Source organism: Vibrio sp. (assembly GCF_050299255.1).
Lineage (GTDB): Bacteria > Pseudomonadota > Gammaproteobacteria > Enterobacterales > Vibrionaceae > Vibrio.
In genome coordinates this window covers 1-14,793 of record NZ_JBNKVP010000008.1, presented here as the reverse complement: position 1 = coordinate 14,793, position 14,793 = coordinate 1, and the positions used below count along the sequence as shown (strand labels likewise).

Below are 14,793 nucleotides of genomic sequence, written 5' to 3'. Positions count from 1 at the left end.
AGTCGGATAAGGCCGACGATTTTGCTCCTGTCCATACTCCTGCAAAAAGTTATCAGGGTTATTGTCAAGTAACATGGAAAGAAAGCTGGATAAAAAATGCCCCGACAATAAGCCGGGGCATTGATTGAGTCTAGTGGTGAGGGCCTATAAGTTGACACCGTGAATGGTTTTTTGCGGTAGGTTTTGACTGAGTAACCGCATTCCCTGGATCATTCGGTACAACCAAAACAAGATCGCGATGGCAGCAATGAATGCGCCCACGTAAGGAATGGCAACAGCGATATCCTCCACTCGGGTTGAATCACGCACCCAATAGTCGCTCACTCCCATTAGAACCCCATTACTGGTTGCAACCGTCACGATTAACACCACAAAGAAAGTCAGGAAGAGGAAGAAGTTATGAATCATTCCGTAGTAATGAGTATTCGCAATATCTCCATCTTCATCTTTGTCCAACCGGTAGCCGACATAAATCATCGCGATCACGCCACTGATCAGCACAGTGAAAGGAGTAAGGAGACTCAACACATAGGCAATCCAGATACCATTACGTTGATTGTTCATTCACTTTTCCTCCTGTCTTGGGGCGATCGGTTGGCTCAACAATCTTATCTGGCTGGTTTTTTACTTCCTCGTACCATAGATCGTGATGCTCTTTGGCCCAGGTTTCATCCACTTCACCGGTCACCATACCTTCCAGTGCGCCTTCCATACCGAACAAACCTATGTAGATGTGGAAAATAAAACCACAAATAAGGATCAAGGCGGAGATCATGTGAACCAGGTTAGACAGTTCCATTTCGCGGCGCGTCTGTTCGAAGATCGGAAAGTCCAGAAACAGGCCACTGCCTGCAGCGAACAATCCGACGATGATCAGCATCCAGTAGACGACTTTTTCCCCTGCGTTGGAAAAGCCAGCAGAAGGATGATTGCCTTTATTTCTACCAACCAGACCGCCCAGTTTGGCAAACCAGTGGATATCCACCTTTTTGAACAGAGATTTACGCCACCATTTTACCAACACGCAGATCAGCAAAATAAAGAACAGTGGCCCAACATAGTTGTGATACTGCTTAGCCAAATTAATGGTAAATCCCCATATTTCGTCTGATACATATGGTCTTAGCGAATGTTTACCGTATACCAACAACAGGCCGCTTAGCGCCAGAGTAATGAAAGTAAACGCCATGCTCCAGTGAAGTGCTCTGTCCCACCTCGACCAACGCTTGATCTTCCTGCCGGTTCTGGCCGCACTGAGTCGCAATGGACCTACGACGACAAAAGCAAAAACCACCAGTAAGATACTGCCAAATATGGCGATAGCACCGAGCGGCGACATCCATTTCTCTTTAAGAATGTACCAGGGTTGACTAGGTGCGCTGATCAAAGTGCCGTGCTCGGGTGAGCGGGAGGTTGTTGTCCCTTGCACTCCCTGACGTACCTGTCGCCAATAGTCTGCGCCCGCCAGTTGAACTATTTCCTTTTGGGCAACCTGGGACTTCTCTTCTTGTTGTGCCACAGCCGGTAGCGAAACGGCCAGCATCAGCACTGCCAAAAATGACAGTACTGATTGAGAGGCACGTACTATTGCTCGTATCATGACACTCTCCACTGTTAGCTCTTAGTCGCGTCGTACGACAGGTCTTCACCATTGGTCCAACCGGCCCCTTTTGCACCCCGCTCGACGACACGCTGACGGAAAATCTCCGATACTTTTTCCGCATCACCAGCGAGTAGTGCTTTAGTGGAACAAAGCTCAGCACACATCGGAAGCTTACCTTCGGCAATACGGTTAGCGCCGTATTTCTTGCGTTCCTCTTCCGAGCCGGGTTCCGTTTCTAACCCGCCAGCGCAAAAGGTACATTTGTCCATTTTGCCCCTTTCACCAAACGCGGACGTTTTCGGAAACTGAGGTGCACCAAACGGGCAGGCAAATAAGCAGTACCCGCAGCCGATACAGAGATCTTTGTTGTGTAGCACAATACCATCTTCGGTATATTGGAACACATCCGCTGGGCACACGGCCATACATGGGGCATCGGTACAGTGCATACAGGCGACCGAGATAGAGTTTTCTCCCGGCTCACCGTCGTTCACTGTAACCACCCTGCGCCGCTGAATCCCCCATACGAGCGCATCGTCATTTTCATTTTTGCAGGCAGTGACACAACTGTTACATTCAATGCAGCGTTTGGTGTCACAAAGGAATTTCATTTTAGCCATGGGATGACTCCTTACGCTTTGCGAATATTACAGAGAGTGACTTTGGTTTCCTGCATCTGGGTGACCGGGTCATAACCGTACGTCATGGCCGTATTGGCCGCTTCGCCCAAAATGTATGGATCCATGCCTTCAGGGTATTTATCACGCAGATCTTTACCCTCGAAGTGGCCACCAAAGTGGAACGGAATAAACGCCGTACCGGGTCTAACCCTGCGGGTAACCATAGCTTTGACGTTAATCCGGCCTTTTTCTGCACCTTCAACCCAAACCATGTTGCCGTCCTGAATACCCAAGTCATTGGCGTCTTTCGGGTTAATTTCGACAAACATCTCCTGTTGTAACTCGGCTAGCCATGGGTTTGAACGAGTCTCATCGCCACCACCTTCGTATTCAACCAAACGTCCTGAGGTCAGAATAAGCGGATATTCAGCCGTTTTATCCTGATCCTGAATCGATTTGTACATAGTTGGCAGACGATAAATAGACTCACTGTCCGGCCAGGTTGGGTAGTCAGCAACCAGATCACGACGTGGCGTATACAGAGGTTCTCTGTGTAAAGGCACGCGATCCGGGAAGGTCCAAACTATCGCACGAGCTTTGGCGTTACCGAATGGGATACAACCATGTTTGATCGCCACCCGCTGGATGCCGCCAGACAGGTCGGTTTTCCAGTTTTTGCCTTCCGCAGCGGCTTTTTCTTCGGCAGTAAGATCGTCCCACCAACCGAGGCTTTTCAGCAGTTTGTCAGTGAACTCCGGATAACCGTCTTCGATCTCAGAGCCTTTAGAGAAACTGTCGACCGCTAACAGGTTTTTACCTTCAAATTCCACACCAAAGCGCGCTCGGAAGTTACCACCACCCTCAGCAACAGGTTTGGAGGTATCGTAAAGAACGTGGGTACCAGGATGCCCCATTTCCGGCGTGCCCCAGCATGGCCATGGTAAACCGTAGGTATCACCGTTGATTGGGCCACCTTCGGCAACCAGCGAAGTCTTATGGAAAGTATGCCAGTTTTGTTGGTGTGCTTTCAGACGCTCAGGACTCTGACCGGTGTATCCGATCGTCCACATACCACGGTTGAACTCGCGGGTAATGTCTTCAATCAGCGGTTCATTGTTTTCAACTTTGATGTTTTTAAACAACTGATCGGCAAAGCCCAGTTTTTTCGAAATCAAATACATGATCTCATGGTCAGGCTTAGACTCGAACAGTGGTTCTATCACTTTGTCACGCCACTGCAGTGAACGGTTAGACGCGGTAACACTGCCGTAGGTTTCAAACTGAGTGGTAGCAGGAAGCAGGTAAACACCATCGGTTCGATCGCTCATCACCGCGGCAACCGTTGGGTATGGGTCCACGATCACCATCATGTCCAGCTGTTCCATCGCTTCTTTCATTTCAACACCGCGGGTCTGGGAGTTCACCGCATGACCCCAGTAGAAAATCGCCCGGAGGTTATCTTTCTGCTCGATGTTGTCTTTGTTTTCCAACACGCCATCAACCCAACGAGATACCGGGATACCCATATTATTCATCGGTTTTTTGCCGCGATATTCGTTCTGGTCGAAGCGGTTTTTCACCCACTCGTAATCCAGATCCCATACTCGGGCCCAGTGCTTCCAGGAACCATCGGCCAACCCGTAGTAACCAGGTAAGGTATGAGATAACACACCCAAATCGGTAGCACCCTGAACATTGTCGTGACCACGGAAGATGTTTGCCCCGCCACCGGATTTGCCAATATTCCCCAGCGCTAATTCAAGCACGCAGTAGGCGCGAGTGTTGTTGTTACCTGTGGTATGTTGGGTTCCGCCCATGCACCAGACCACACAACCCGGACGATTATCTGCCAAGATTTTTGCGGTTTGATAAACTTCATCCCGAGTCAGGCCGGTAACCCGTTCAACTTCAGCAGGCGTCCATTTTGCAACTTCAGCCTGAATTTCATCCATACCAAACACTCGTTGGCGGATAAACTCCTTATCTTGCCAGCCATTCTCGAACACGTGCCACAAAATACCCCAGATAAACGCCACGTCAGTACCGGGTCGAAGCGGGACAAAGTGATCCGCTTTGGCGGCAGTTCGGGTTCGGCGAGGGTCGGCAACAACGATCTTACAACCGTTCTTCTCTTTGGCGATCAGGATATGTTGCATCGCAACCGGGTGAGCTTCTGTGGGGTTTGAACCGACAAACATGATTGATTTGCAGTTATGCATGTCGTTAAACGAGTTAGTCATCGCGCCGTAGCCCCAGGTGTTGGCCACCCCGGCTACTGTGGTGGAGTGACAAATACGCGCCTGGTGGTCGACATTATTGGTTCCCCATAGAGAGGCCATTTTACGGAACAGATAAGACTGTTCATTGCTGTGTTTCGCACTCCCCAACCAGTACACCGAATCCGGGCCTGACTGTTCACGAATTTCCATCACCTTGTCGCCGATTTCGTTGATCGCCTCATCCCAGCTCAGTTTTTTCCACTTGCCGTTTTCCAGTTTCATCGGGTATTTCAGCCGACGTTCACCATGGCCGTGTTCACGCACTGCAGCACCTTTGGCACAGTGCCCGCCAGCATTGAACGGGTGGTCAAAAGCCGGTTCCTGGCCTGTCCAGACGCCGTTCTGAACTTCCGCGTAAATACCACAGCCTACGGAGCAGTGTGTACAGACGGTCCGTTTGATTTCGGTTTTGCCATCCGCCATCGGCGCGGTTTCAGCCTGGGCTTTTTTGATCATTCCGGGAGACAACAAACTGGCTCCGGCAACGGCCCCACCGGCGGCCAGCGAGGTATTCCTCATAAAGGCGCGGCGACTAATGCCCAGTTGATTTTGCTCTTTGCTCACGTTATTGGAGCGTTTGATTAATTTCATTGTCCACTCCTATAAACTGTCGTAGTAATCGCGGATATGCTGCGTTTCGCGATAACCTTGTTGATTATTAATGATGGGTTTCTTTTCCTCAGTTTCTGAGGCGGATGCCACTGAACTCGTTCCAGAGGCAATTGCGCCAGCAACTGCTGCAGTCGTTAAACCTTTCAGCAGTTCCCTGCGGCTGGTATCAATTGGTTTGTTATCTTTCATTGATCCGTTCCTTACCAGTTAGGCAGTTTGGAGGCTTAGCCTCCTGATAGAGATGTGGAGGGTTACTATTGCGACTGCTCATACTGAGTAACGTTTTTCACATCAATTTTGGTTTTTATCGGTTGGCCATATTTGTTCTGACTAAAACTAACCTGTTCATAGCCACAAAACGCCCGGCATAAGTTCGCGACAGCCCGGTAGAAACTGGCGTGCTCAGCTTGTTCAATCTGAGTCGCCAACTTTTCGTACCAGGAGCCGATATGCCGATTAAAAAACTGTTGCTGAATCTGCTTGTCTTCACTGCTAATCAGTGACATCACCTCGCACAGTGCAGCAATATGGTCTTCCGGCTCTTTAACCTGTTCTTCTCGTTCTAGCCCTAATCGAGCTAAATCCTGACGTACAGCAGCTAATGGCTTCTCCATCAGCGAACCGGTCAGGTGCCATGAGGCAAACGGCACCACTTCTCCCCGGCCAATACCGATGAACAGTTCCTGATATTCGTCTTCAATTTGCTCAGGAGTATGTTCGGCTGCCGCCTCGCGTAATTGATGCCAGGCTTGCTGCATCGGGCCGTCTCCGGCTTCACACTCAAGCTCGGTCAGGAACTGATGCAGTGGCTGATTAGGTGGCTGGCGAAACAAATTGGCCAGCAACAAGTAAATCTCATTCCGTAACGTTTGATTGGCTGGGTTGTCCACGATTCACTCCTAATATTTCAGCTGTTGTTCCGGGTCATTAATCATTGCTTCGACCATGTCCACTACCCGACAGTCTTCACACATGGCAATCCGATCTATCGCCGACTGATCGACAAAATGTGAGTGACCCCGTAACTTATCCTGTAGCATGTCAATCATTGACTGTGGTGCGAAAGGCTTATGACAGCGGATGCATTTGGCAGGTTGCTCTTGATGGATTATCTGGGCTTGTTGCCGCGAATGGGCTTGCCAGTTGATGCGGGGCTCTAGCGACAAAACGTTCTCCGGGCATGCCTTGGCACACATGCCGCATTGCACACAGTCTTGCTCAACAAATTGCAGTGAAGGTGATTCTCCGTCAGTGTGTAACGCTCTGGTCGGACACACCGCAACGCAGCTCATACACAAAGTACAAGCCTCGGTTTTGCACTGAACACTGCCAAATGGGGCTGAAGCGGGTAATACTCCGACCTCTGATTGCACGGGGTATTGCTCGCTCAGCGCGTCCAGCGCCTCAAACAGACGCTGACGTTTGTTGCCATTTAATTCGCCTACAACTAGCTCCAAAGTCTGCTCAATCAGAGTTGGTGGCTCTTCACGCAAATTTTCCAGGTAGAGAACATCAATACGTCCGGTATCCAGGCCCAGCTGCTCGAGCATTGTCTGGGCGAGTTCCACTTCACCGGACAACACTTTGAGTATGGTTGCCGGCATATGGCGACTGGCTGCAAACAAGACCTGACTGGCGCCATTGACGAGTGCGGCAAACCAGCTGTCGATCCCCACCGATGGCAGCTCTTCCAGGGTAATGGGAATAACATTGTCCGGGAGCATATTCAGCGCCATTACGTTGTAACGTTCATGGCGAGAACTACAGAATAGAATGATCGCATTTTCGCCACCGGCCAGCCGATAATTGGCCAGGGTTCGCTCAATGAATTTTTGGGTGTCTTTAGGATCCGGCAGCGCGTACTGAATGGCTTCTGTCGGACAGGCCGTCGAGCAGGTCCCGATGCCTTGACACAGGTATGGATTTATTTCGATTCGGTGGCCAATTTTGTCGTTACCCTCGCTGGATAACGCGCCGGCCGGGCACGCATCGACACAACGTTCGCAACCTTTTACCCCGCGGGAGCTGTGAGCACATAAATCGGTATTGAGGCGAAAATACTTTGGTTTATCAAACGTCCCCATCAGCGTTGGGATTTCTTCCAGTGCATCGGCCAATTTAGGGTGCCCTCGGCCAACCGGATAATAACCGGGCGCAGGCACTTCCTGTGGCATACAGCTGTTGAGACAGAGATCCAATACGACATCAAAACAGTCCTGGCCGATAGCGACCTTCGCGAGATTGCTGCTAGTGCCGCTGTTTTCCACTAACACTTCGAATGCGCCAAGAAATCCTGATACCTGAACCGAATTGGTAAAGAATAAGTTGTCATGCTGTCCCTGCTCCCCGTCGGTGGAAAGCAGCGTCAGGCTCGGCATGTCGGCCAGTTGCTGTGCCGCGCCTTCAATGATGACGGTTGGCCCGATAATCAGAGTGTGGCCGCCAGTCTCATAACTGACGGTGGGGGGGATCAGGTTATTGAGTTCTACTGTATTTTCAACAGCATACAATCTGGCATTGCCGTTTTTAGAGGTTGTACTTTGTAGTAACTTTTTCAGCATGGGTCAGTTCCATTGTCCACATAAAAGAGGCTAGGAACTGATTTTGCAATTCTTGTACCAAATATTAATTACTTATATATCATATGGATAGATTAAATTGTTACACAAAGTGGTACATTGTTAACCAATTGAGACAAAATGTCCCGCTAATAAACCAAAGTCACTAGGTCAAAATGTACCTATTGTGAATGTGGGTTATTTTGTCTCACGCTCTTTAGCTACTGGCGGTGTCTTCTTCTCCTTCTCCCGGCGGATTATCACCCCCCACCACTGTCTGTTCCGGGCTAGCTTTAACCGTTTGGTTTTTCTCGTCATTCGTTTGCTCAGCTTGTAGTGCCGGAGAGTCATGATTATCTTCCTGGTTATCAGCACTTTGCTGTGAGTTATCGTCTTCTTGGGTAGTCAGCCAGTTGCGCAATTTACCGGCCACCTCCGCCGATAACTCGCCCACGGCCTTGTAGTCGTGGTCGTAGTCATTCAAACCATCTAATTCGTTAAATGCCCCGCTGAAAAATAGCTTGCGCAATGCGGCTTTCTTCACTGCCGATTCCGCACCAGATGCCATTAGCTGTGCCAGACTGGGAGCGCCAGATGATGTTGTTGTGTCCTCTGAATCCTCTGCGACTGCGCTTTCTAAGGCTTGAGTACCCGCGCCACCAGCCGGCTCATTTGGGCCGGTTTCAGCTTGATCTTCCGGTGGCAGGGATGCCTGGTTTTCAGCGAGAGACTGGCCAGATTCCTCGCGGGTCGTTTGTACACGATCCGGCTCTGGCGACTGCTGGAGAGGTTTGTCGCCTTCAGTGTCAACATGTTGCCGATCTAACTTTCGTAAAGACCAGCGCTGTATAAAATTATTTTCCACTCGATCTCCCTGCCCCTTTACGCTTTTTCTTCCTGATTTCCAACAACTCACCATGACGCCCGATGTAGGCTTCCATCCAGGCCTGGACAGGCAGCGGCATATCCTGCGACAGGACTAAATAGTCACCATCCATATATTGCCCGGCCACACTCTGAGACGCCGTCAGCATGACTAACTTGGGCTGCTCTTCCGATTCCATTGTATCCAGAACTAAAAACAGTTTAGGCCGTTGAGAGCTGAGATTGAAACGGTAGTCAGTCCGCTCATCTTTGTGTAGCTGCAACGCTGCAAGATAAGGCAGCCCAGCCTGTTCAGGCGCTAACACAAAGCCGGTTAACCGCCATTCCGTTGTTTGCCAACGACCGCTACTGTGCTCCAGGTGCTCCAGCAAGCACTGAACAGTCCATACAGATTGATTTTTTTCGATAGGCAGTTGTTGAGAACTTGATTGTGTCATCGTTTACTCTGGTCGGTTGTCGATATACTTAGCTTAGCTGCAATTTTTATACCCAAGGGGCGGTATCTCTTTCAGGCCTCAATAGGAACGAATTTTGCCTAGTTTTTATTTACAAGCTAATCGATACCCCAAACCAGAGGATCTCACGTGGTAAAACCGCACATAATTAAAACCAGCGACAATCCAATGCAAACCATCGAAGTGGAAGTGTTTGATGAATATGGCGAGCGGCTCGTGAAACAGATCGCCTGTGAACGGCCTCTTACCGTCCTACTTAACTGGCAGGAAGTGGTCACTCTGATGACCCTGGGTTCAAGACCTGAATCTCTGGTGCTGGGGTATCTTAAGAATCAGAGCTTTCTGACTGACCCTGACGCCATTGAATCAGTGATCATCGACTGGGAAACTCATTCAGCGGCTGTCGTAACCAAAGAAAGTACTGACCATCTGGAAGGCGCGCTTAAAAAGAAAACCGTCACCTCTGGCTGCGGACAAGGCACCATGTACGGCAACGTGATGAAGCAGTTGGAAAATTATCAGGTTCCGCAGGTAACGCTTAAGCAGTCACAGATCTACGCCGCTCTGGAAGCGCTAACTCATTACAACGACACTTATAAAAAAGCCGGCGCGGTACACGGCTGTGCCGTCTGTCAGGGCGATCAGGTGCTGTCGTTCGTTGAAGACGTGGGTCGCCATAACGCAGTCGACACGCTGGCCGGAGAAATGTGGCTCGACAACCAGACTGGTGAAGACAAAATTTTCTACACCACCGGCCGGCTGACTTCAGAAATGGTGATAAAAGTAGCGCAGATGGGGATCCCGGTTCTGCTATCTCGATCCGGCGTAACCCAAATGGGGCTGGATATGGCGCATCAATTTGGTATCACCACCATTGCGCGTGCCAAAGGTTTACGTTTTCAAGTCTTTACCGGTGCAGATAAAATTGAATTTGATGTAAAAGGAACCGTAGAGTCGGAATAAAGTAAATTGGTACGGCATCGAACGAGGGTTAAGAGCCGTAAGTCGCGTAATCGCCGGCTAACTGGCCGTAGAAACCAGCAACGGAATATCGGCTTTTTTCGGCAAGTAGATACTGAACTTGCTGCCCTTACCCCATTCAGACTCAACCCTGAGCTCCCCTCCGGTCTGGCTGAGAATACTCTGTGACACAGCCAGACCAAGCCCGGTTCCATCTCGTTTAGTGGTATAAAAGGGAGAGAATATCCGCTGCAGGTTTTCAGGCCGGATCCCGCTGCCTTCATCAATGATATCGATGATCGCCCCCAGCTCTTCGCCTTTTTCATACCAGTCATAACTGTGGATGGTCAGCTTCCCCTTGCCTTGCATTGCATGGATAGCATTCATCTGTAGGTTGACCAGGATCTGCAGCAGTTGATGGCGGTTAACCTCTACGTGACAGTGGGCGTCCAGCCTGGTTATAAATTGGATATTTCGTTTTTTGCTTCCCGTTTTGACCAGAGTAATGCTTTCATCGATGATCGGATTCACATGTTGCCAGGTGATCTCATCTTGCACGCCGCCTTGTCGGCTATACTGCAGCAAGCTGCGAGTAATGTTACGAATCCGGTCAATCTGGTTATGAATGGTCTCAATTTCTTCAGCGACTATGCTCGCCTGATCCCCCAATTCAAACTGGATTAACTCGACATTACCCAGTATCACCGCTGCCGGGTTATTTATCTCGTGAGCAATGCCGGCGGTCAGTTCGCCCAATGCAGCCAGTTTTTCGTTAGTGACCAGTTTATTCTGAGTCTGATTCAGTAGCTGAATGTGTGTCTGGAGCTGATCCGTACGCTCTTTCAAACTGGCAGTACGATGGGCAACCTTTGCTTCCAGTTCGGTGGCAGCCTGCTGCAGCGCTTCATTTTGCTGACTGAGTTGATCCAGCATATTGTCAAACTGCCTGGCCAATTGCGCCAGTTCATGCTTGTCATCCAGTTTTAGCTGACCGATCCGCACGTCTTTACCCAGTTGGATCAGTTTCACCACCCGGTGCATGTGTTCAATCGGGTTAAACAGATCACGTGCCCCCCGATACACAATGACGCCAGAAACGAGTAACAGCATCAAGGTAATAACGCTTACCTCAACAATATTCGTCAGGTAGGCACTGACAAATGGCCACATTAAATAGCCGGTATACAACATACCGATGACCTGCCCGTATTGATCCCGGATCGGCTGATAGGCGCTGATATACCAGGCGTCATAGACATAGGCACGATTGACCCACTGCCCGCCCTCCAGCAACACAGCGCGTTTCACCTCGGCTGATACCCGGGTGCCGATCGCCCTGCCGCTCATGCCATCGCTATCGAGTGGTACATTGGTGCTGACTCGCAGATCATCCAAAAACAGGGTCAGGGTTCCAAGCGGACGCAGGGGATCTCGCTGAGAGGGATAAATCAGGTCACGGATCTGATCCACCAGACGGGTGGAGTTATTGAGCAGTAAACCACCGTCTAAAACCCCGATTAATTGCTGCTGGTCATCATAAACCGGGTAGACACTGCGGCTGACCAGTCCGCGTGTTTCACGCTTCTGACTGGTTAGAATAGTAATTTGCGCTTTTTCAGCAAGGTCTGCCCCTAGCTGCTGCAATTGCGCTTGGCTCAGGACGGTAAAAAAGGAATCTTTCCGGGTTAAATCTAACCAACGAAATTGGTTGTCGATGTCGTTGATACGGTGAAAATGCAGAAAATCCAGACCATACTGGGCTTTTTGCTGTGAAACCCAGAAGGACAACTCGCGCTCGTCAGCACTGCGGTTTAAGCGGCTACGAAACTGATAAGAGTCGGCAAAGGCCCTGATGTTATCGGCTTGTTTCTGCTGGATCAGCTGAACGCTATTGTTTGCCACGCCCAACCGTTCGGAAACATCCACCAGCGCACTCTGCCAGGTGTAATGGATGGACCAGTACATGGTCATCGCCAGTAACGCCACCAGCGTGAGAAAAATAGGCGCTGAAGTAAGAAATAATAACCGGTATCGCACCATGGTATTGAAGCGATAACGCCATTTCCCTAGCCACCCGGCGCTACTGAGCATAGCGGGAATCCTCGTTTTCCCAGTCCTTAAACTTTCGCTCCAACGTTTTACGCGCGACACCCAGATCTCTTGCAGCGGCAGACTTGTTACCCTGGTGATACTCGACCAGCTGCTTGATGTGCGCCCGTTCAACATCTTTCAGGCTCCAGTGGTTCGGGTAACCATTGGCGATATCCTGTTCGTTGTCCGCGGCGCTTAAGCTCTGTTCGTTCGCGTCGGGCATCGCTACCACGACCGGCATATTGCCACTCATTTCACGCCAATAGTGAGCGGGTGGTTTTCCTAGCAAGATACAGCGCTCAATCAAATTTTTCAGTTCGCGTACGTTGCCCGGCCAGTCATATTCTGACAGCGCGACCATGTCTTCATGTGCCCATTTGGGTTCCGGCAGGCTGAGTTCAGCGGCCAGAATACGGGTAAAGTACGGCACCAAATCAACAAGGTCTTCTTTGCGATCGCGCAGCGGGGTAACGTCAATTTTAAGCACGTTGAGCCGATAGTAGAGGTCGGCGCGAAATCTTCCCTGCTCTACTTCTTTTTGTAAATTTCGGTTTGTGGCGGCTACTACCCTGACATCGACTTTGATCTCTTTCTCACTGCCAACCGGCCGAATGGTTCGCTGTTCCAAAACCCGCAACAGGGCCGACTGCATCGACAGTGGCATTTCGCCGATTTCATCCAGAAACAGGGTGCCTCCATTGGCCACCCGAAACATACCTTCTCTGCCTTTCTTAGCCCCGGTAAAAGCGCCGGATGTGTGACCAAACAGTTCACTTTCCAGCAGGTCCGGTGCAATCGCGCCACAGTTTATCGGTACAAAGGGACCCGTTCTGCCGCTTGACGCATGAACGCCTCTGGCAACCAGTTCTTTACCGGTACCAGACTCCCCTTCGATCAACACCGATCCTTTAGAAGGAGACAACTGGGCCACCATTTTCTTGAGTCGCTGCGTTGCGGCAGAGTGCCCTATCAGTTCCGATTTCGCCATCCGGTTAACATCGTGGCGCAGCGCATAATGCAACCGTTCATTTAAACGACGTTCCATACAGCGTTTAACTGCACTTAACATCTGCTCAAGGTTGAATGGTTTGAGAATAAAATCACTGGCGCCAAGTTTTAACGCGGAAATAGCGGTTTCCAGATCGGCGAAACCGGTCATGAAGATCACATCCGCACGCTTATCCGGATCGTCAAACGCCTCCTGCCATTCAATACCGGAACGACCGGGCAAATTGATATCAAGAATAATCAGGTCGTAATGATTTTCGCTACGAAGTTGTTCGGCCGTTTCGACGCAATCCGCCGCGTCGACTTTGGCAAACCATTTGCCCAGTGACTTGGTTAAAATGGCCTGCATGCCCGGTTCGTCATCGACGATGAGCACTGAAAACGCTTCAAACTGGCTGGGATTGGAACAAGATAACGCGGCAACCATAGTAACACTCATAAAATCATTCCGTTATCAATCAGTGTATCAACGAAATGCACATCCAACCGGACTAATATGCGACATTTTGTCTCAGCTCAAATTTTTTAAACCTAACTCTTTGAAAAAATGTCCTAAACTTAGCCATACTGGTTTTCATCAACCAGTCCTCACAGGCTGGATTGAATACTCAAATACCCCCGTATAAAACACAAAATAGAACGAGAGAATTATGAAACTACCCCACTACGTCTCAGCATTGGCTACCCTCTGTATTTTCAGTTTCAACGCCCAGTCGGCGACAGATGAGAATCATATTCGACTGGCTACCACGACCAGTACTTATCATTCGGGCTTACTGGATTACTTGCTGCCGGAATTTGAACAGCAGACCGGTATTCATGTTGACGTTATTGCCGCCGGTACCGGCAAATCTCTTAAAATGGGTGAAAATGGTGACGTTGATCTGGTGATGACCCACGCACCGAAAGCGGAAGCACAATTTGTCGCACAGGGGTATGGGATTGAACCCAAGGCACTTATGTATAACGACTTTGTTATCGTCGGCCCTAAAAACGACCCGGCAAAAGTTGCTGCAGAAAAAACCGCGGCACGAGCTATGGCAAAAATTGCCAGTATGAACGCGACCTTTATCTCTCGCGGGGATGATTCCGGTACCCACAAAAAAGAAAAAGGTCTCTGGCAACAATCAAGCATAGAACCGGATTTTGGTGGCTATCGTTCTGTTGGCCAGGGCATGGGGCCAACCCTAAACATGGCCGCAGAAATGCAGGGATATACCCTCACCGACAGAGGCACCTGGCTGGCTTATCAAAACAAACTGGATTTAGCTATCGTTTTTGAAGGCGACAAGGGCCTGTTTAACCCGTATCAGGTTATACTGGTGAACCCGCAACGCTACCCAGATATTAATTATCAGGGCGCCAAGGTGTTCAGCGATTGGCTGGTCGCCAAACACGGTCAGCAACTCATCAACCAATACAAGAAAAACGGCCAGCAACTGTTTGTTGCCAATGCCACTAATTAGAAGCTAGATATGAATTTATGGCAAACCACACTAGATGCTTTCGCCCTGTTGCTCAGTTTTGATGCTGACTTGTGGGCGATCGTTGCCGTCTCATTCCGGGTCTCTTTAACGGCCATTTCTCTGGTGTTGGTTCCTGCTATTCTGCTGGCATTTCTGCTGGCTTACAGTAATTTTACCGGCAAGTGGTTATTGCTATCTTTAGTGAATACCTTGCAAGCGGTCCCGACGGTGGTTATCGGCTTGATTCTGTATATGT

At 49.9% G+C, this 14,793-nt stretch carries 13 protein-coding genes and 1 pseudogene; 3 read left to right on the top strand and 11 right to left on the bottom strand.

Annotated features, from left to right (window positions below):
- Positions 1-144: 144 nt before the first annotated feature.
- The 9 genes from ACQY6F_RS04315 to ACQY6F_RS04275 form a co-directional block, all read right to left on the bottom strand.
- On the bottom strand, positions 145-564 hold the full coding sequence (locus ACQY6F_RS04315) for a hypothetical protein (RefSeq protein WP_428772462.1): 420 nt from the start codon (positions 562-564) through the stop codon (positions 145-147).
- Complete coding sequence (locus tag ACQY6F_RS04310) at positions 548-1,600, bottom strand: formate dehydrogenase subunit gamma (protein ID WP_428772461.1); 1,053 nt, start codon at positions 1,598-1,600, stop codon at positions 548-550. Before ACQY6F_RS04310 ends, ACQY6F_RS04315 begins: the two co-directional genes overlap by 17 nt.
- Positions 1,601-1,614: 14 nt before the next feature.
- Positions 1,615-2,223 (bottom strand): formate dehydrogenase FDH3 subunit beta, encoded by a 609-nt coding sequence (gene fdh3B / locus ACQY6F_RS04305; RefSeq protein ID WP_428772460.1) that lies wholly within the window; start codon positions 2,221-2,223, stop codon positions 1,615-1,617.
- Between the two features lie 11 nt (positions 2,224-2,234).
- A complete protein-coding gene (locus tag ACQY6F_RS04300) occupies positions 2,235-5,093 on the bottom strand; it encodes a formate dehydrogenase subunit alpha (RefSeq protein WP_428772459.1) in 2,859 nt (952 codons plus the stop codon).
- A 9-nt stretch (positions 5,094-5,102) separates the two neighbouring features.
- A complete protein-coding gene (locus ACQY6F_RS04295; RefSeq protein ID WP_428772458.1) occupies positions 5,103-5,303 on the bottom strand; it encodes a twin-arginine translocation signal domain-containing protein in 201 nt (66 codons plus the stop codon).
- Between the two features lie 65 nt (positions 5,304-5,368).
- A complete protein-coding gene (locus ACQY6F_RS04290) occupies positions 5,369-6,004 on the bottom strand; it encodes a TorD/DmsD family molecular chaperone (protein ID WP_428772457.1) in 636 nt (211 codons plus the stop codon).
- 9 nt (positions 6,005-6,013) lie between these two features.
- Positions 6,014-7,675 (bottom strand): 4Fe-4S binding protein, encoded by a 1,662-nt coding sequence (locus tag ACQY6F_RS04285; RefSeq protein WP_428772456.1) that lies wholly within the window; start codon positions 7,673-7,675, stop codon positions 6,014-6,016.
- Between the two features lie 214 nt (positions 7,676-7,889).
- Entirely contained in the window at positions 7,890-8,537 is a 648-nt protein-coding gene (locus ACQY6F_RS04280) for a DUF3306 domain-containing protein (RefSeq protein WP_428772455.1), read from the bottom strand.
- Positions 8,527-8,994, bottom strand: a complete 468-nt coding sequence (locus ACQY6F_RS04275; protein WP_428772454.1) for a DUF3305 domain-containing protein — start codon at positions 8,992-8,994, stop codon at positions 8,527-8,529. Before ACQY6F_RS04275 ends, ACQY6F_RS04280 begins: the two co-directional genes overlap by 11 nt.
- A 147-nt stretch (positions 8,995-9,141) precedes the next feature.
- Here ACQY6F_RS04275 and ACQY6F_RS04270 point away from each other — a divergent pair, with 147 nt between their 5' ends.
- The gene (locus ACQY6F_RS04270; RefSeq protein ID WP_428772453.1) at positions 9,142-9,975 is read left to right on the top strand and encodes a formate dehydrogenase accessory sulfurtransferase FdhD; all 834 of its coding nucleotides are present in this window, start codon (positions 9,142-9,144) and stop codon (positions 9,973-9,975) included.
- A gap of 57 nt (positions 9,976-10,032) precedes the next feature.
- On the opposite strand, the gene ACQY6F_RS04265 is transcribed toward ACQY6F_RS04270, so the two are convergent.
- Complete coding sequence (locus tag ACQY6F_RS04265; RefSeq protein ID WP_428772452.1) at positions 10,033-12,063, bottom strand: sensor histidine kinase; 2,031 nt, start codon at positions 12,061-12,063, stop codon at positions 10,033-10,035.
- Entirely contained in the window at positions 12,053-13,498 is a 1,446-nt protein-coding gene (locus ACQY6F_RS04260; protein ID WP_428772540.1) for a sigma-54-dependent transcriptional regulator, read from the bottom strand. The genes ACQY6F_RS04265 and ACQY6F_RS04260 overlap by 11 nt, the downstream gene beginning before the upstream one ends.
- 223 nt (positions 13,499-13,721) lie before the next feature.
- Between ACQY6F_RS04260 and ACQY6F_RS04255 the strand changes: the two genes are divergently transcribed.
- Both ACQY6F_RS04255 and ACQY6F_RS04250 read left to right on the top strand, forming a co-directional pair.
- Positions 13,722-14,537: a substrate-binding domain-containing protein gene (locus ACQY6F_RS04255; protein WP_428772451.1), complete on the top strand. Its 816-nt coding sequence runs from the start codon at positions 13,722-13,724 to the stop codon at positions 14,535-14,537.
- A gap of 9 nt (positions 14,538-14,546) precedes the next feature.
- Positions 14,547-14,793: pseudogene (locus ACQY6F_RS04250) on the top strand (ABC transporter permease); the annotation flags it as partial.

What these genes read in the sequence shown, in the direction of transcription:
- ACQY6F_RS04275 (WP_428772454.1), bottom strand. Translation starts at nt 8,994, where the DNA reads ATGACACAATCAAGTTCTCAACAACTGCCTATCGAAAAAAATCAATCT.
- ACQY6F_RS04300 (WP_428772459.1), bottom strand. Translation starts at nt 5,093, where the DNA reads ATGAAATTAATCAAACGCTCCAATAACGTGAGCAAAGAGCAAAATCAA.
- ACQY6F_RS04315 (WP_428772462.1), bottom strand. Translation starts at nt 564, where the DNA reads ATGAACAATCAACGTAATGGTATCTGGATTGCCTATGTGTTGAGTCTC.
- fdh3B (WP_428772460.1), bottom strand. Translation starts at nt 2,223, where the DNA reads ATGGCTAAAATGAAATTCCTTTGTGACACCAAACGCTGCATTGAATGT.
- ACQY6F_RS04255 (WP_428772451.1), top strand. Translation starts at nt 13,722, where the DNA reads ATGAAACTACCCCACTACGTCTCAGCATTGGCTACCCTCTGTATTTTC.
- ACQY6F_RS04310 (WP_428772461.1), bottom strand. Translation starts at nt 1,600, where the DNA reads ATGATACGAGCAATAGTACGTGCCTCTCAATCAGTACTGTCATTTTTG.
- ACQY6F_RS04285 (WP_428772456.1), bottom strand. Translation starts at nt 7,675, where the DNA reads ATGCTGAAAAAGTTACTACAAAGTACAACCTCTAAAAACGGCAATGCC.
- ACQY6F_RS04260 (WP_428772540.1), bottom strand. Translation starts at nt 13,498, where the DNA reads ATGGTTGCCGCGTTATCTTGTTCCAATCCCAGCCAGTTTGAAGCGTTT.
- ACQY6F_RS04295 (WP_428772458.1), bottom strand. Translation starts at nt 5,303, where the DNA reads ATGAAAGATAACAAACCAATTGATACCAGCCGCAGGGAACTGCTGAAA.
- ACQY6F_RS04265 (WP_428772452.1), bottom strand. Translation starts at nt 12,063, where the DNA reads ATGCTCAGTAGCGCCGGGTGGCTAGGGAAATGGCGTTATCGCTTCAAT.